Here is a 17,468-nt window from a genome sequence, read left to right as displayed (position 1 = left end):
CCCCGGCGTCGTAACCAGTCCTGGCAGGCCTTGCGCGCCGCCTCCGGCGCCCGAGTGTGGTGCGATTGCCTCATTGTAAGAATTTGTCATTATCATGATGTAACATGCATGGAATCCCACGGAATCTATCGCATGGACGCTCCCGCCGCACTCCTCGATGTTGCCCGTGTCCTGCTCGCCGACGGCAGCTTCCAGCCAACCGCTTGCCACGAGGCCGCATGAACTCCAGCCCCACCTACGACGACCCCGGCGTCTACCGCACGCTGCTCGAATCGACCAAGGCCATTCCCTGGAAGATCGACTGGGCCAGCATGCGCTTCACCTATATCGGGCCGCAGATCGAGACGCTGCTCGGCTGGCGCCAGGACAGCTGGCAGACCGTGAACGACTGGGCCGACCGTATCCATGAAAGCGACCGCCAGAAGACGGTCGACTTCTGCGTGGCGCAGTCGATGCAGGGCGTCGACCACGAAGCCGACTACCAGGCATTGACCCGCGACGGCGATCTGGTGTGGATCCGCGACGTGGTGCACGTCAAGCGCCATCCGGACGGCAGCGTCGACTGCCTGGTCGGCTTCATGTTCGACATCACCGAGAGAAAAGCGGCCGAGGACAAGATCCTGCAGCTGCAGAAAGAGCTCGAGACGATGTCCTACCGCGATGCGTTGACCGGCATCGCCAACCGCCGCATGTTCGACAGGATTCTCGACGTCGAGTGGAGCAAGGCACGCGCCTGCGGCGAGCCGCTGTCGCTGGTCATGCTCGACATCGATTTCTTCAAGCAGTACAACGACAGCTTCGGCCACCCGCAGGGCGACCTGTGCCTGCAGCAGGTCGCCGGCCTGCTCGACGACACGGCTTCCCGGACGCGCGACCTGTGCGCGCGCCTGGGCGGCGAGGAATTCGTCATGCTGCTGCCGGCCACCAATGCGGAGGCGGCGCATGCCATCGCGGCACGTTTCGCGCGCCTGCTTGCGCGTGCGGCCATCCCGCACCGTAATTCGCGCGTGGACGACGTGCTGACGGTGAGCGTCGGCGTGGGGACGATCGTGCCTGGCGGGCAGGATGCGCCCGAGGCCTTCATCGAGCTGGTCGACCGCCGCCTGTACCGCGCCAAGGGCGAGGGCCGCAAGCGCATCGTCGCCTCAGGCGACTGAGGATTCCGGCCCGGGCGCCGCGGCGCGGTTCGCCACCCCGAAGGGCACATGCACCATCGGGATCGTCCCGCCCGGCGTCGCGCGCAAATGGGTCAGCTGGTCGTCGAAGAAGATATGCGGGCGGAACACCTCGAGCACGCGCGCCTTGTCCATCCCGCCCAGGAAAAACGTTTCGTCGGCCGATACGCCCCAGCTCTTCAGGGTCGTCACGACGCGCTCGTGCGAGGGCGCGCTGCGCGCGGTGATGATGGCGATGCGGACGATGCGGCGGTAGCCGGCGTCCCGGCGCTGCGCGCGCTCTTCCAGGCGCTGCATCATCGCGAGTTTCTGGAACATGTTCGCCAGCGGCCCCGGACTGTGCGGGCGCTCCATGTGCAAGGTCTCGTGGGCGTGGAATCGGTCGAGGCCGTCGCGCTTGAAGACGGCTTCCGATTCGTCGTCGGCCAGCACGCCGTCGAAGTCGAAGGCCACGCGCAGTTCCAGGTCCTCCTCGCCGTCGTCGATCTGCGAAGGCAGGACCAGGCCGGCCGGGTAGTTGACGGCGATCGCGCTCCTGACGTCTTCCTCGTTCGCGCTCAGGAACAGCGAGGCGTTGAAGGCGGGCAGGTAACTATACGGCGACTTGCCGGCCATGAAGGCGGCGCGCGAGATGTCGAGCCCGTAATGGGCGATCGAGCGCATCACGCGCAGTCCCGTTTCCGGCGAATTGCGCGAGAACAGCACCACCTCGACCGGGGACTCGTCCGGGAAGCAGGCATTGATGTTCAGGAAGCGCCGGATGAAGGGAAAGGCCACGCCCTTGCCGAGGATGGCGTCGAGGTGCGCTTCCTGGTAGAGCCGGTATTCTTCGGGGCCCTTGTCGAGATAGACCTGGTGCGATTCGGAGAGGTCGAACAGGGCGCTGGAGGCGACGCCAATGACCAGCTTGTGCTCAATCGGGAACGGCATCGTTTTCCTTGTCATGGAGCTTGTCGAAACAGCTGCGCTGGACGGCGTCCATACCGTCCACCAGCTGCGGGTCGTCGTCGCCGAGCACGCCGCCATCGGCCAGCACGCGCAGGGTGGCCAGCCGATCGCCTTGCGCGAGTGCCTGCGCCAGCGGCGGCGCCTCCGCATCCCAGGCCTGCCCGATCGCCTGCACCACCCCGGGCGGAAATTCCCACTCGCGCGCGATCGCAGCCGACAGCGCGCGCGCCGACACCAGCAGCGCGCCCAGGAACCCGTCCGACTGCGGCAAGCTGTCGCCGGGACCGGCCTGGTCGATGACGCGGAAGGCGACGATCAGGCCGACGTTCTTCATCAAGCCTGCCAGGTAAGCCTCGAAGGGATTGGCGCCGAGCGCGGGTGCCAGCAGGCTGGCGGCCAGCGCACATTTCTCGGACTGGCTCCAGACCTGCGGTGCGACCTGGCGCGCCAGGCGGCCCGTCTGCATGCTGATGATCGGGCGGAAGGCAACGCGCGCGAGCAGCATCCGCATCCCGTTCTGCCCCAGCATCACGACGGCGCCTTCGATGGTGCGCACCGGGGTCGACGAACGGTAGTACGGACTGTTGGCTTCGCGGATCACTTCGGCCACCAGCACCACGTCCTGCGAGAGCTGGCGCGACAGGTCGGCTGCCGAGACGCTGTCGTCGCGCAGGCTGCGCAGGAGCTGGGGAATGACGGCCGGGACGCGCGGCACCAGGCCGGCCGCGGCGGATGGCGTGTGCGCGAGGCGCGCGAGCTCGTCGAGAACCAGGCGCGCGGCAGGTGCCTGGGCCTCGTCGGCCGCGGGGCCGGCCAGCCACTTCAGGAAGGCGATGCCGACCTCGGCGCCGGCGCCGCGCAGCGCCGCCGCCCGGGGCGCGGGTGCGGGGACGGCCGCAGGCACCGGGACGGAGTGCGTCCCGCCGAACCATTGTGCAAGCCATTTTTTCATCGTCAGCTATCCGTCGGCGCCAGCAAACCCCGATTCTACCCGACAGGAGCGCGATCGCAGCGGCGAGATCGCTTGTAGCTGAACCACTACAAAACGTCGTTGGATCGCCGATACCGGTCCCTGGCCGGTGCGCGCATACTGCCGCCAATCGCTACGCCGCCGGGCCGGAGCCGGGCCTGGCTCGAGTTGCCTGCAGCAAGGCCCAACCTGAAGCGAGCATCGACCCATGATCCAAGCCGTACGCGACGAGCAAGGTCGCCTGAATGTACTCAAGTCATACGCTATCCTCGATACGCCGCGGGAGACCGACTTCGACCAGCTGGTGCGCCTGGCCGCCCAGGTCTGCGAGGCGCCGGTTGCCGCGATCACTTTTGTCGACGAACGGCGCCAATGGTTCAAGGCCGTGACGGGAGTCGATATGGCAGGAACCGATCGCGCGATCGCGTTCTGCGCCCATGCCATTGCCGGCACCGGACTGTTCGAGGTGCCTGACGCATATGAGGATCCGAGGTTTGCGCACAACCCGCTCGTCACCGGCACGACCGGCATCCGGTTCTATGCCGGCATGCCTCTGGTGTCGCCCGACGGGTTCGCGCTCGGCACCATCGCCGTCATCGACCGCGTGCCGCGCGCCCTCACCGAAGCACAAACCGCGGCCCTGTCCACACTCGCACGGCAAGTGATGGTGGCGCTCGAGTATCGCCGCCTGGCCCGCCTGTTCGACAGCGCGGTGACGGATTACCAGCACGCGCATGGCGACCCGTATCCGGTCCACGCCTGCCCCAGCCACCAGGCTTCGCACACCGGCCGTCACGGCCAGTGCGACGCTGATGTTTCCTGGAGCAAGAATGGAAGCGTGCTCCCGGTCCACTACCTCGCGCTGTACCAGGCCAGGGCGGCCGGGCAGAATAGCTTGCGCTTTGTCGACCCCGACATGCAGACCGCGATCGCCACGCGTGCCGCGCTGGAGGCGGACATGCGCCTTGGCCTGGAGCGCGGCGAGTTCCTGCTTCACTACCAGCCGCAGGTGGATGCCCGGGGCTACCCGACCGGCGCCGAGGCGCTGGTGCGCTGGCGGCACCCGCGGCGCGGCCTCGTGTCGCCGGCGGAGTTCATCCCGCTGGCCGAAGAAACCGGACTGATCCTGCCGCTGGGGCAGTGGGTGCTCGAATCGGCCTGTACCCGCTTGGCAAGCTGGGGCGCGCGTCCCGGGACTGCGCGCCTGACCATGGCCGTCAATGTCAGCGCGCGCCAGTTCCGCCATCCGGATTTCGTGCGCCAGGTGCTGGCGGTGCTCGAACGGACCGGCGCCGACCCGCGCCGCCTCAAGCTGGAGCTGACCGAAGGCCTGTTGATCGACAACGTCGAAGAGACGGTCGCCAGGATGATCGCGCTCAAAGCGCAGGGCGTCGGCTTCTCGCTCGACGATTTCGGCACCGGCTATTCCTCGCTTGCCTACCTCAAGCGGCTGCCGCTGGACCAGCTGAAGATCGACCAGTCCTTCGTCAGGGACGTGCTGGCCGGCGGCAACGACGCCACGATTGCCCGCACCATCATCACGCTGGGAAAGAGCCTGGGGCTGGCGGTGATCGCGGAAGGCGTGGAGACCGAAGCGCAGCGCGATTTCCTGGCGCAGCACCAGTGCGACGCGTTCCAGGGCTACCTGTTCAGCCGGCCACTTGCAGCGGACCTGATCGACGCCTTCATGGGGGCGCGGACGCGCTAGCGGCGCGCACCGCATTGCATCGGGCGGGACGCAGCCGTTGTTGCACCGCAACAAACGGGTGCTACTTTCGGTCCCTGTTCCGCAGCACATGCTGCCGGGTCGGGGGTGACAGCCGGTGCGGGGCCGGTGCCGGCATTCCACCAATGGTTACAAAGCCTGCGAATCAAATATTACAAAATTGCCCTGCGGCTATCTTTTTGTTGGCCGCTGGGGCAAAATGCGGGACGTCTTTACCGACGGCTGTCCCTTCTTCATCATCCGCGGCAAGTGTTTTCCGCGCTGTGGACCGACTGCCTGTGCACGCCTTTCAGGATGGGCGCCGGTGGTCGGTCACGCCAACCTGATTTCAAACGTACACTCCATGCGCAAGCTTCGGCCGCACCAGGCGGCAGGTATCCTGGTTTCACTGCTTGGCCTGGTGGTCATGGCGGGCTGGTGGACCGGCCAGACGCGTCTGGTCCATCTCACGCCCAACTATTTCCCGATGCTGTTCAACGTCGCCCTGAGCTTCTTCGTGGCCGGCGGCGCTCTGGTGTTGCCGGAATCGCGACCGGATCTGCGCGAAAGGGGCCAGCAGGCGGCCGGCCTGCTGGTGGCCACCCTTGCCGCCACAATCTTGCTGCAGGACGTTCTCGGCACGGATTTCGGCATCGACCAGTTGTTCGTCACCCAGTGGTTCGATGACGGCAACCCGCACCCGGGCCGGATGGCGCCGCTGACCAGCGCCGGCTTCATCCTGACCGGCGCCTGTCTGCTGCTGATGCAGCGGCTGCGCTCCTCGCGGGCGGCCCAGCTCGCCCTCCAGGTGCTGGTCCACGGTATCCTCGCGGCCGGGATCTTCAGCCTGGTCGGCTATTCGCTCAAGCTCGAACTGCTTTATAACTGGTACCGGTTTGCGCGCATGGCGCCGCACACGGCAATCGGTTTCATCCTGCTCGGTGCCGGACTGTGGGCGCTCTGGTTCCGCACACTCAAGCTCAACGGCGTGTATGCCGACCGCGAGGACAAGCGGATTGCCGCATTCGCCACCCTGATCCTGTTCGTGCTCGCCTTCACCGGCGGACTGGCGGGATTCGTGCTGTCGATCCAGCGCACCGAGGCGTCGCTCAAGCAGAACCTGGAAGCGGCGCTCGCCAATCGCACGCAATTACTGGAAATCGTCCTCGACGACCGGGTCAAGCTGGCGCGTGCGCTGGCATCCGACCCATCCGTGCTGGCCTCGCTGCAGGAGATCGCGGCCCACCCGGCGCGCGACCGCGCCACAGCGCTGGCAAAGATGGACCTGCACGTCATGGGGGACATGGACGCCGGCATGGCGGTGCTCGCGGCCGACGGCGCGGCGATCCTGCAGCGCGGCCACCTGGTGCGCCAGGCGCGCCTGGCCCTGCCCATGCGCCAGGGGGCGACCCTGCTCTGGGACGAGCACGCGATCATGCAGGTGGAGGTGCCGGTCATCCACAAGGGCAAGCGTTTCGGGACACTGGTGCTGCAGAACGCCATGCCGGCAATCGACAAATTGCTGGCCGATGCCCGCTTGCTGGGGGAAACCGGCGACATCATCATCTGCGCGGCGCTCAGCGCCGGGCAGATGCGCTGCCTGCCGACCCGCCTCGTGCTGTCCGGCTATCCCGTCATCGACCGTGTAACCAAAGGCCAGCCGTGGCCCGCCAGCCGTGCGCTGGACGGGGAGGCCGGTGTGGTCACGCTGGCGGACGGGCGCGGGCAGCAGGTAATCGCGGCCCACGGTCCGGTACCCGGCTTCGGCCTGGGCGTGGTGGTGAAGCAGGATACGGCCGAACTGTTTGCGCAGATCAGGGCGCAGATGACCGATCTGCTGGCGCTGTTGACGCTGCTGGTCGCCGCCAGCCTGCTGTTGCTGCGCTGGCAGCTGGTGCCGCTGGTGACCTCCTTGCTGGCAGCCAAGCGCAAGGCCGACATCAATGAAGCGCGGATCCGGTCGGTGGTCGACAACGTGGCCGACGGCCTGATCACCATCGACGAACTGGGAAGGATCGAGTCGGTCAACCCCGCCGCGGCGGCAATGTTCGGCTACCAGCCGGACGAGGCCGCGGGCCGTCACGTCGACATGCTGATCCCGGCGCGCTTCAGGCGCAACCATGCCCGGTTCATGGCGGACTATGCACGCACCGGTACCGCCAGCATCATCGGCGGCGCGGCGATCGACGTGCACGGCCAGCGCAAGGACGGCAGCGAGTTCCCGATGCAGATTGCGATTCGCGAAATGCGGGTCGAAGGCCAGCGCCTGTTCGTCGGCATCGTGCGCGACATCAGCCGGCGCCGGCATGCCGAACAGGAGATGCGCAAGGCCGAAGAGCGCTTCCGGCTGGTGTCGCAGGCGACCAACGACGTGGTGTGGGATCTCGATTTCGCGACCGAGCAGACGTGGTGGAACGAAGCCATCACCCATCAGTTCGGCTACCGGCCGGAGGAGGTCGAAAGCGGGCCGGCGTGGTGGCGCGACCGGGTCCACCCGGAAGACCGCGACGCCCTGCTGGCCGTCGTCGACCGGGAGCTGGCGAGCGGCTGCCGGTCCTGGGCCCAGGACTATCGCTTCGCCAGGGCCGACGGCAGCTACATGCACATTCACGACCGCGCCTACATCATCCGTGACGAGGACGGCAACCCGACCAGGGCGATCGGTGCGATGATGGACGTGACCAAACGCAAGGAGGCCGAAGCGCGCCTGCGCCAGTCCGAATCGCGTTTTTCCGAGGTCTTCAACCTGAGCCCGGTTGCAATCACGGTCACCCGTGTTGCCGACGGCGGCTTCCTCGACGTCAACGATGCCCTGTTGCAGATGCTCGGCTATGAGCGCCACGAAGTCATCGGCCAGACGTCGCTGAGCATCGATTTCTGGCTGTCGCCCGAGGAACGCGCGGCCATGGTCGCGCGGATCCATGCCCGTGGTTCGGTCCGGGACTTCCCGATGCGCGCGCGCGCCAGGGGCGGCAGGGTGCTCGATCTGCTGATCTCGGTGAACCTGGTCGAACTGGAGGGCGAGGCGCACCTGTTCTGCTTCCTGACGAACGTCACCGAACGCAAGCGCGCGGAGGAGGCCCTGCGCGAGAGCGAAGAAAAATTCCGTTCGATCGTGGAAACCACGATGGACTGGATCTGGTCGATCGACACGCAGGGACGCGTCCTGTATGCGAACCCGGCGGTCACCGATATTCTCGGCTTCCAGCCGGAAGAACTGATCGGCACGACGATTGTCGATTGCCTGCATCCGGACGCGCAACGGGAAGTCGCCACCGAACTGTCGAGGCTGGCCGCGGGCAAGGGCACCTGGACCAATCTGGTCTTGCGCTGGCGCCACAAGGACGGCAGCGACCGCTACACGCAGTCGAGTGCGGTCCCGATGCTGAGCGAAGACGGCGAGTTGCTCGGTTATCGCGGCAGCGATCACGACATCACCCTGCTCAAGCGTTACGAGCAGGAACTCGAGGATGCCAAGCACAAGGCGGAAGCGGCCAACCAGGCCAAGAGCGAGTTCCTGGCCAACATGAGCCACGAGATCCGCACGCCGATGAACGGCGTGATCGGGCTCACCAGCCTGGTGCTGAACACGCAGTTGTCCGCGCAGCAGCGCGAATACCTGGGCTTGATGAAATCGTCGGCCGATTCGCTGTTGCGGCTGTTGAACGACATCCTCGACTTCTCCAAGATGGAAGCGCGCAAACTGGAACTCGATGCGGTCGAGTTCGACGTACGCGAGGCGGTCGGCAATACCTTGAAGACGTTTTCGGCGAGCGCCAGCGAAAAGGGGCTCGAACTGGCCTATCACGTCGCGCCCGACGTGCCGGCCCTGCTGGTGGGCGACCCCGGGCGGCTGGCGCAAATCATCGTCAACCTCGCCGGCAACGCGCTCAAATTCACCAGGCAGGGCGAGGTGGTGGTGCGCGTGGCCGGCGAGCCGCAAGGGGAAACGGGCACGCTGTTGCATATCAGCGTGGCCGACAGCGGGATCGGCATGTCGCCCGAGCAGCAGGCCCACATCTTCGCCGCCTTCGCCCAGGGCGACAGTTCGACCACCCGCCAGTACGGCGGAACCGGGCTCGGCCTGACCATCGTTTCCCAGCTGGTTGCACTGATGGACGGCACGATCCGGGTCGAAAGCGAACCCGGCAAGGGAACCACCTTCCATCTTGCGGTGCGCCTCGGGCTGCCTGAACACCAGCCCGCCCCCGGCATCGGGCAGCAGGCGCCGGCCTTGAAGAACATGCCGGTGCTGGTGGTCGACGACAACCGCTCGAACCGCCTGATACTGGCCGAGATCCTGGTCAGCTGGGGCATGCAGCCGGTGCTGGCGGCCGATGGCCGCCAGGCGCTCGCGGAAATGCGCGAGCAGGCGGCGCGCGGCACCCCGTTCCCGCTGGTCCTGCTCGATGCCGGCATGCCGCAGTTCGACGGCTTCGAGCTGGCCAAGGCAATCAAGGCGTCGCCGGTCCTGGCCGGCGGTACCGTGATGATGCTGTCCTCCAGCGACGCGTCGGCGGAAATCGCCCGTTGCAACGCCCTGGGCGTGACCCGCTTCGTGCGCAAGCCGGTCAAGCAGTCGGAACTGTTCGATGCGATCGCCTCGGCCGCCAGCGCCGCCCCGGCCGGCAGGGGCGGGGCGCCGGAGCACCCATTGCCGCTGCGCGCGGTCCCGGCGCGCAAACTGAATGTGCTCGTCGCCGAAGACCACCACATCAACCAGGTACTGATCGCGGCCATCCTGTCCGGGCTGGGCCATTCCTTCTCGATCGCCAGGAACGGCCTGGAGGTCTTGCAGTTGCTCGAGCACGAGCCGCCCGGCCAGCCATTCGACGTGGTCCTGATGGATGGCCAGATGCCGGAAATGGACGGCTACCAGGCCACTGCCGAGATCCGGCGCCGCGAGCAGCTGAACGGCAGGCATTTGCACATCATCGCGGTGACCGCGAATGCGATGAAGGATGACCGGGAAGTCTGCCTGGCCGCCGGCATGGACGACTACCTGACCAAGCCGATCGACACCGATCAGCTGATCGAACGGCTGGAGGCTACCCAGCGCAGGCCCGGCAAGCCGGGCCCGGAGGCCCTGCCTGCGCCATCCGCGCCCACGGGCGCACCGACGGCCTTCGACCTGGAATCGGCCCTGAAACGGACCCGGGGCAAGCTGACGCTGCTGAAACAGCTGGCAGCCCTGTTCCTGCAGGACCTGCCCGATTCGCTGGCCGAGCTGCAGCTGGCGATTGCCGCCGGCGACATGCGCGCCGTCGAACGGCTGGCGCACCGGCTCAGGGGCGCCGCGTTCACCGTCAGCGCCGAGCCGCTGGCCGAGGCGGCGAACCGGCTCGAACAGATCGGCAAGAACAGGGAACCCGGGCGCGTGCAGGAAGCGGTCAGGGACTTGCAGGCGCGCGCGGCGGAATTGACCACCGAACTGGCACAGCTTACGGAGAAAGACCTATGAAAGTATTAATCGCAGACGACGACCGGCTCTCGCTGCTGTATTTGCAGGACACGCTGGAAGACTGGGGCTACGAGGTCGAGACCGTCGCCGACGGCCAGAGCGCCTGCGACCGGCTGCAGGAGCCGGACGCGCCGATGTTGGCCATCATCGACTGGATGATGCCGGGCATGGACGGCATCGACGTGTGCCGGCTGATCCGCAGCCGCGTGAAGGACCGCTATGTCTACCTGATCATGCTGACCTCGCGCAGCGAAACCGAGTTCGTGGTGGAGGCGATGAACGCCGGCGCCGACGATTTCATCGGCAAGCCCTTCAACGTCGAGGAGTTGCAGGTGCGGATACGGGCCGGGCGCCGGATCAGCGAACTGGAACAGCAATTACGGCTCAAGGCGAGCCATGATGCGCTGACCGGCATCTACAATCGCGGCGCGGTCATCGACATCCTCGAAAAGGAGCTGGTGCGCCTGGGCCGTGAGCACCAGCCGGTGGCGGTCATTTTCGGCGACCTCGACCACTTCAAGCGCACCAACGACGTGTATGGCCACCTGGCCGGCGACGCGGTGCTGCGCGAAGTGACCCGGCGCGTGGGCGGCGTCCTGCGGCCCTATGATTCCCTTGGGCGCTATGGCGGCGAGGAGCTGCTGATCGTGCTGCCGGCCTGCGATGCCGCCGGTGCGATGGAGGTCGCCGAACGGGTACGCTCGGCGGTGGCCGCGCAACCGGTACAGACCGGGTTCGGCGCGATTCCGAGTTCGCTCAGCATCGGCGTCGCCGCCGCCGGTCCCGGCCAGGGCTTGTCCTGCAGCGGCTTGCTGCAGCTGGCCGACGCGGCGCTGTATCGCGCCAAGGCGGGCGGGCGCAACCGGATCGAGCTGGCCGGGGAGTGATGTGGGCGGAATGATGCGGGGAGCAGCTGGGTGTGGGAGGGGTGAAACGGATGAACACTGACAGGATCAGCATTTTGTTGGTGGACGATCATCGCGTCGTGCGTAACGGCATACGCCTGATGTTGGGAACGGCCGACGACATCGAAGTGGTCGGCGAAGCGGAGACGGCACAGGACGCGTTGCAGTTCGCGAACGAGCACGACGTCGATGTCGTTCTCGTGGACATCAACTTGCCCGACAAAAGCGGACTGGATCTGATCAAGCGCTTGCGGACGCTGAAGCCGGAAACCGCGGCCGTCGTGCTGACGGCCTATCCCGAGGAAACCTACGCGCTGCGCGCCTTCAGGCAGGGCGCGGCCGGATACCTGAACAAGAACAGCAGCACCGACGTCATCGTTGCCGCGGTCCGCAAAGCAGCTGCCGGCGGCAGATACCTGACGCCGGAGACGATGGAACGGTTTGCCGGCATGCTCGGCGGCGACCGGCTGGGATCACACGCGCTGCTGTCCGATCGCGAACTCGAGGTGCTGAAGCGGCTCGCGGAAGGCGAGAGCCTGGTCAGGATCGCCGGGCAGCTGCACCTGAGCCCGAGTACGGTGACCACCTACCGTGCGCGGGTGCTCGACAAAATGGGAATGAAAAGTAACGCCGAGCTGACCCGCTATGCGATCGAGCATGGCTTGCTGGGGTAGGGCACCGGTCGCCATGCCGGCGACCGGCGCTCTGCCGGCACTTCCGCCTCGCAGGGGAGGCGTGCCGGTCAAGCCGCGGGTGAAGCCGAACTATCGGCCGGTGCCCGTGCCCGTCGTGGGCGGGGTGCTGGTGGTGCCGGTCGTCCCCGTCGTGCCGCTGGTGCCGCTGGTGTCGCTGGTGCCCGTCGTGCCGGCTGCGCCCGCCGTGCCGCTGCCCCAGGCGCCGGAGCCCGTGGTGGTGCCGGTCGAGCTGGTGGTCGGCGTGCTGCCGGTAGCGCCGGTGGTCGGGTTGCCGCGTTCGGTCATGGCGCCGCTGCCGCTCTTCGTCGAACCCATCGTGCTGCTGCCCGACGAGCTGTCCATCGTGTCGGTCGACTTGCAGGCGGCCAGGCCCAGGCCCATCGAGGCGGCGAGGATGATGCTCAGTGTGGTTCGTTTCATATTCTTTTCCCTCCAGATTGGTTTGAGGTCTTTATCATGCGAGCGCCCGTTTGCCGCCGCCATAGGAAGGGAACGTGAATACGTGTAGGAGATACCGGACAGTTAATGTGCAGCGGTGACCGCATGTCAGCGCGGCGCGCCTGATTCATAGCCGCGCCCCCGGTGGATGGCATGATGCGACGGCGCGCAAAGGGGCGCCATAGGAAGGGGGAGGCCCGCCGTGTAGGACGGGCCGGACAGCGTCAGCCCCGGTGCCAGCCTCGGTGTCAGCGATTTGCGCCGATCCACTCCACCAGCGCATTCGACACCAGCGGCCGGCTGAACAGATAGCCCTGGCCCTTGGCGCAGAGCTGGGCGCGCACGGCGTCGAGCTGGGCGGCCGTTTCGATGCCTTCGGCCACCGTGTTCATGCCCAGGCTCTGCGCGACCTTGACGGTGGCTTCGATCAGCACCCGGTGGTGGTGGCTGGTATCGGCCTTGCAGACGAAGGAGCGGTCGATCTTGACGGTGTCGACCGGCAACAGGTGCAGGCTCGACAGCGAGGAATAGCCGGTGCCGAAATCGTCCAGCGCCAGCTTGATGCCGAGGCTTTTCAGTTCGTGCAGGCGCACCTGGATCTGCTCGTCCTGGGCGGCCAGGCTTTCGGTGACTTCGAGCTGCAGGCTCTCGGGCGGCATGCCGGTGCGGGCCAGCACGTTCGCCACTTTCGCCGTCCAGTCGGGCTGGGCCAGCTGGGCGCGCGACAGGTTCACGGCCATCAGGCGCGGCGCGGCCCCGCCCAGCTGCGCGCGCCAGCGCATGAAGTCGACGCAGGAGCGCTCCAGCACGAAGTCGCCGATCTGGTCGATCAGTCCGCATTCCTCGGCCACGCCGATGAAGTCGAAGGGCGGCACCAGCCCGCGCGTCGGATGCTGCCAGCGCACCAGGGCCTCGACGCCGGCCGAGTGGTCGGTCGAGCCGTCGGGATTCAGGCCGACCACCGGCTGGTACATGACGAACAGCTGTTCTTCCGCCAGCGCCGTGCGCAGCTGCGCCTCGATGTCGGCGCGGCGCGCGGCGCGCTCGCGCATGGCCGCCTCGAACATCACGTGGCGCGCACCGCCGGCGCGCTTGGCCTCGATCATGGCGATGCTGGCGTCGCCGATCGCCGCGTCGGCGTCGCCGGCGATCTCGCCGTCCTTGCCAGGCTCACCGCCCCAGAACAAACCGATGCTCGCCCGGCAGGCCACTTCATGGCCGTCGACCTGGTGCGGCCGCGCCAGCGTGTCGAGCAGGCGCAGGGCCAGGCGCTCGGCTTCGTCCGGGTGGCGCAGGCCGTCGAGCAGCACCACGAATTCGTCGCCGCCGACGCGCGCCACCAGGCCGGTCCCGCCCGCGGCCGGGTCGACCCGGCCGTTCGCCGGCAGGCCGCCGGCACGCATGCGGTCGGCCAGCGCCGCCAGCAGGCGGTCGCCGATGGAAGTGAGCAGGCGGTCGCCCGCGCTCTGGCCGAGGGTGTCGTTGATCTGGCGGAAGCGGTCGCAATTGAGGAACAGCAGCGCAAAGCGCTCCGCGCTCGCCCCGCGGTCGAGCAGGCCTTGCAGCTGCTCGCGCGCCGCGGCGCGGTTCGGCAGCCGGGTCAGGGCGTCGGTCCGCGCCGCGCTGCGCAGGCGCCGGCGCAGGTTTTCCTGCTCGCGCTGCATCTCCAGGGTCGCGTCGGTGAGCGCCGCCATCAGGCGTTCCGGATCGAGTTTCAAGAGGCTGATCGACAGCACCTGCGGCGCGCCGGGCGCGCTGTGGTCGTCGCCGAGCGGCACGCGCAGCGCCTCGCAGACCACGCCCGAAGGCTGGTCGAAGGCGTCCGCCAGCTGTTTCAGCTGAGGTGCAACCGCTTCCAGGGTCGCGAACAGGTTATCCAGTCCGCCGTCGCGGGCGAGCGGCATCAGCAGGTTCGAGGCCATCGGATTGAGCATCTCGACAGCGCCATCGAGCCCCGTCTGCACGAGGCCGATCGGGGCCCGGTACAGGAACTGCACCAGGGCCTCGTAGGCGTCGATCTGCTCAATCCGCATTGCGGCTTCGCTGTGGAGTGTTTTCATGAAGAGTCAGTTCGGGAGTCCAGGGCGCGACGCGGTTGCGTCCCTGCGCCTTGGCCTGGTAAAGCGCCTCGTCTGCGCGCTTGATCAGGAGGTCGATGCCGCCAGCCGTGCCGTCCAGGATCGCCACGCCCGCGCTGACGGTGTAGGCGATCTCGGCGCCGTCGGCCGCGACCAGGCGGGTCGCCACCAGCGCGCGCAGGCGCTCGGCGCCGGCCAGCGCCTGCTCGATGCCGGTCGAGGGCAGCAGCACGGCGAATTCCTCGCCGCCCAGGCGCGCCACCGTGTCGACCGCGCGGAAGGTGTCGCGCAGGACGTTGGCCAGGTCGCACAGCACGCGGTCGCCGGCCGGGTGGCCGTAGCGGTCGTTGATGTGCTTGAAGTGGTCGGCGTCGAACACGATCAGGGCCAGCGAACGCGGCGTATGGGCCGCGCGGTCGAGTTCGAGCTCGGCGGCTTCGAAAAAGGCGCGCCGGTTCGCCAGCGAGGTCAGATGGTCGCAGAAGGCGGCCTGGCGCCGCTTCTCGGTGGCGGCGCGCTTGTCGCTGATGTCGCGCAGGATCAGGCAGTAGCGCGGGGCGGCCGGATCGTCGCCGAAGGCTTCGCGGTCCGGCAAGGGCGCGATCAGCGCGCTGCACCAGAACTGGCTGCCGTCGGCGCGCAGGCGCAGGCCTTCGTCCATGCTCCAGCCGTTGGTGTCGGCCTCGCGCAGGCGGTCGAGCAGGTGCTCGCCGGTCATCGCGTCGGGCGGATAGAAGATGGAATAGGGCGAGCCGACGATGTGCTCGCCGAAACCGGTGACGCGCGCGATGCTCTCGTTCCAGTCGCACAGGCGGCCCGCGCGATCGACCGCGGCCAGGGCGTAGTCGCTGATGCGGGTCAGGATGGCGTTGAGCCAGGCGTCGCTCTGGCGCAGCTGGCGTTCGCGCCGCACTTCGGCCGTCACGTCCTGGATCACGGCCATGACGCGCGCGGCGTCCAGTTTCAGCAGGGTCAGCGACAGGATCTGCGGCGTGCCGCGGATGCTGTCGTCGGCGCGCAGGTGGATGTGCTCGCCTTCGAAGACCATGCCGTTGGCTTTCGGGTATTGGGCGCACTGGAGGCGCAGGTCGGGCGCCACGCTTTCCAGCGCGGTGAACAGGTTCGTCAGGCTGCCGTCCGGCGACAGCGGCATCAGGAGCTGGGCCGAGATCGGGTTGATCATCACGATCTCGCCGTCGATGCCGGCTTGTACCAGGCCGACCGGGGCCAGGTACAGGAACTGCATCAGGGCTTCGTGCTCGGCGCGCAGGCTTTCCGCGTTCGCGTCCACGTCGTTGGAGAAGTCGATCACCGGCGCTGGACCAGCACGTAGCGGGTGCCGCTGGCGGCGCTGGCCAGCAGGCGCAGCTTGACCTTGATCGGACGCATGCGCAGGGTCAGCACGTAGTCGATCGTGTCGTCGAGTTCGGCCGCGTCGAAGGCGGCGTCTTCGAAACGCTGGGCCACCATGAAGTTGTTCAGGCAGGGCGCGACGTTGGTGAACAGCGGCTCGCCGATCACGCGCTGCGGCGACAGCCCGGCGGCCTGCGATTCGAAGGCGTTGTAGCGCTGGACCCTGGCGTCGGCGTCGAAGCCGATCACGCCGAAGTCGAGCGTGTCGAGCTGTTCCTGGCTGCTGGCGTCGAGGATGTCGGCCAGGCCGCGCGTGTCGAAGGTGGGGGGTGCACTGGTCATGTTGGATCTCCGCCGGATGGCCGAATTGGTGAATTGACGAATTTGCGAATTGATTTTGAGAAACAAATGTTGGCATGCACGAGCGCGGGTGTCAATCGTGCAGGGCGCTTGCGGTCACGATGTTGACAGAAAAGGCGGCCCGCTGCACCATCGCCAGCCCCGAACTGTCGCGAAAGAAGCAAATGCAAGCGCCTGTAAAGACACGCTGGTGGCGGCACGAACCCGCACTCGCCCGCCTCGTGCGCGACCTCGTCGCGGCGGAACTGGCGGCCGCGCGGCCCGGACGGCCGCTTCCTGTCCCGTCCTCCTGGCCTCCCGGCCTCGACCTGGTGGCCGATCTCGGCGCCGATTCGCTCGACCTGATGGGCGCCGCGACCAGCCTGGCCGACCTGCTGGGATTTGCGCGCGCCGGCATGGAGGACGCCTTGCTGGCGCAGACCGGGCTGGCCGACTGGATCGCCTGTGCCCGGGCCAGCCTGGCGCGCGAGGAAGGCGTGCTGACCTTCCGCACCTCGGGCAGCTCGGGCGCGCCGAAGCGCTGTGCGCATACGCTCGCGGACTTGTGGCGCGAAGTCGACGAACTGGCGCGCCTGCTGCCCGGCCGGCGCCGCGTGCTGGCGGCCGTGCCGGCCCATCATATCTACGGTTTCCTGTTCACCGTGTTGCTGCCGCAGGATGGGGCGGCGCCGCTGCCGGTGCTCGACCTGCGCGCTTCCTCGCCGGCGGCCCTGGCCGCGCAGCTGGCGCCGGGGGACCTGGTGGTGGCGCATCCCGACTTCTGGCACCAGGTGGCGGCGCTGGCGCCGGGCTTTCCCGGCGACGTGGCCGGCGTCAGTTCCGGCGCGCCGTGTGCGGATGCGACGGCACGCACGCTTGCCGCAACCGGGATGCGCCTGCTGCAGGTCTACGGCAGTTCGGAGACGGCGGGCGTCGGGTGGAGGGAGGAGGCCGGTGCGCCGTATCGCTTGCTCCCGTACTGGCGCCGGGGTGCGCAGGAGAATACGATCGAACGCGGGGACCAGGGTTTTCCGCTGCAGGACCGGCTCGAGTGGATCGACGCCGAGCGCTTCGTGCCGGACGGGCGCATCGACCAGGCGGTGCAGGTCGGGGGCACGAACGTGTATCCAGCCTATGTGGCCGAGGTGCTGGCGCTGCATCCGGACGTGCGCGAATGCGTCGTGCGCCCGATGCGTCCGGACGAGGGCGCCCGCCTGAAAGCCTTCGTGGTGGCGGGCGAGGGCGTCGCGACGGCGGCACTGCGCCAGGAACTGGACGGCTGGATCGCCGAACGCTTGAGCCCGCCCGAGCGGCCGGCCGCGTTTTCTTTCGGCCCCGCCTTGCCGCGCGGACCGGGCGGCAAGCCGGCGGACTGGATCATCGACGCCTGGAACTGAAAGG

General features: G+C 67.8%; 11 protein-coding genes and 2 pseudogenes. 7 read left to right on the top strand and 6 right to left on the bottom strand.

Annotated elements, in window-relative coordinates:
• Window positions 1-218: 218 nt before the first annotated feature.
• Window positions 219-1,157 carry a diguanylate cyclase gene (locus ACI48I_RS18165; protein WP_498574996.1) on the top strand — a complete coding sequence of 313 codons (939 nt, stop codon included), beginning with the start codon at window positions 219-221 and terminating at the stop codon, window positions 1,155-1,157.
• Here the strand turns inward: ACI48I_RS18165 and ACI48I_RS18160 are convergent.
• Both ACI48I_RS18160 and ACI48I_RS18155 read right to left on the bottom strand, forming a co-directional pair.
• Complete coding sequence (locus tag ACI48I_RS18160; protein WP_193686107.1) at window positions 1,146-2,105, bottom strand: 5'-nucleotidase; 960 nt, start codon at window positions 2,103-2,105, stop codon at window positions 1,146-1,148. The two genes, ACI48I_RS18165 and ACI48I_RS18160, sit on opposite strands and share 12 nt — an antisense overlap.
• Window positions 2,089-3,075, bottom strand: coding sequence for an HDOD domain-containing protein (locus ACI48I_RS18155; protein WP_498574995.1), 987 nt, complete (start codon window positions 3,073-3,075; stop codon window positions 2,089-2,091). The genes ACI48I_RS18160 and ACI48I_RS18155 overlap by 17 nt, the downstream gene beginning before the upstream one ends.
• A gap of 226 nt (window positions 3,076-3,301) precedes the next feature.
• Here ACI48I_RS18155 and ACI48I_RS18150 point away from each other — a divergent pair.
• The 5 genes and pseudogenes from ACI48I_RS18150 to ACI48I_RS18130 all read left to right on the top strand — a co-directional run.
• Window positions 3,302-3,757, top strand: a pseudogene (locus ACI48I_RS18150) (GAF domain-containing protein); the annotation flags it as partial.
• A 192-nt stretch (window positions 3,758-3,949) separates the two neighbouring features.
• Window positions 3,950-4,801, top strand: a pseudogene (locus ACI48I_RS18145) (putative bifunctional diguanylate cyclase/phosphodiesterase); the annotation flags it as partial.
• A 361-nt stretch (window positions 4,802-5,162) separates the two neighbouring features.
• Entirely contained in the window at window positions 5,163-10,259 is a 5,097-nt protein-coding gene (locus tag ACI48I_RS18140) for a PAS domain S-box protein (protein WP_498574994.1), read from the top strand.
• Window positions 10,256-11,146 (top strand): GGDEF domain-containing response regulator, encoded by an 891-nt coding sequence (locus tag ACI48I_RS18135; RefSeq protein ID WP_498574993.1) that lies wholly within the window; start codon window positions 10,256-10,258, stop codon window positions 11,144-11,146. The genes ACI48I_RS18140 and ACI48I_RS18135 overlap by 4 nt, the downstream gene beginning before the upstream one ends.
• A gap of 50 nt (window positions 11,147-11,196) precedes the next feature.
• On the top strand, window positions 11,197-11,838 hold the full coding sequence (locus ACI48I_RS18130) for a response regulator (RefSeq protein ID WP_498574992.1): 642 nt from the start codon (window positions 11,197-11,199) through the stop codon (window positions 11,836-11,838).
• Window positions 11,839-11,928: 90 nt separating this feature from the next.
• On the opposite strand, the gene ACI48I_RS18125 is transcribed toward ACI48I_RS18130, so the two are convergent.
• The 4 genes from ACI48I_RS18125 to ACI48I_RS18110 form a co-directional block, all read right to left on the bottom strand.
• Window positions 11,929-12,279: a hypothetical protein gene (locus ACI48I_RS18125; protein WP_193686103.1), complete on the bottom strand. Its 351-nt coding sequence runs from the start codon at window positions 12,277-12,279 to the stop codon at window positions 11,929-11,931.
• 266 nt (window positions 12,280-12,545) lie between these two features.
• Window positions 12,546-14,357: a putative bifunctional diguanylate cyclase/phosphodiesterase gene (locus tag ACI48I_RS18120; RefSeq protein ID WP_498574991.1), complete on the bottom strand. Its 1,812-nt coding sequence runs from the start codon at window positions 14,355-14,357 to the stop codon at window positions 12,546-12,548.
• Entirely contained in the window at window positions 14,320-15,687 is a 1,368-nt protein-coding gene (locus ACI48I_RS18115) for a sensor domain-containing diguanylate cyclase (protein WP_227496487.1), read from the bottom strand. Before ACI48I_RS18115 ends, ACI48I_RS18120 begins: the two co-directional genes overlap by 38 nt.
• Complete coding sequence (locus ACI48I_RS18110; RefSeq protein ID WP_193686102.1) at window positions 15,684-16,070, bottom strand: PAS domain-containing protein; 387 nt, start codon at window positions 16,068-16,070, stop codon at window positions 15,684-15,686. Before ACI48I_RS18110 ends, ACI48I_RS18115 begins: the two co-directional genes overlap by 4 nt.
• 182 nt (window positions 16,071-16,252) lie before the next feature.
• Between ACI48I_RS18110 and ACI48I_RS18105 the strand changes: the two genes are divergently transcribed.
• Window positions 16,253-17,464: an AMP-binding protein gene (locus ACI48I_RS18105; protein WP_498574990.1), complete on the top strand. Its 1,212-nt coding sequence runs from the start codon at window positions 16,253-16,255 to the stop codon at window positions 17,462-17,464.
• Window positions 17,465-17,468 lie beyond the last annotated feature (4 nt).

Source organism: Massilia sp. LXY-5 (assembly GCF_059801075.1).
The sequence above is the reverse complement of the archived record's forward strand: the minus strand, read 5'-3'. Positions and strand labels throughout refer to the sequence as shown.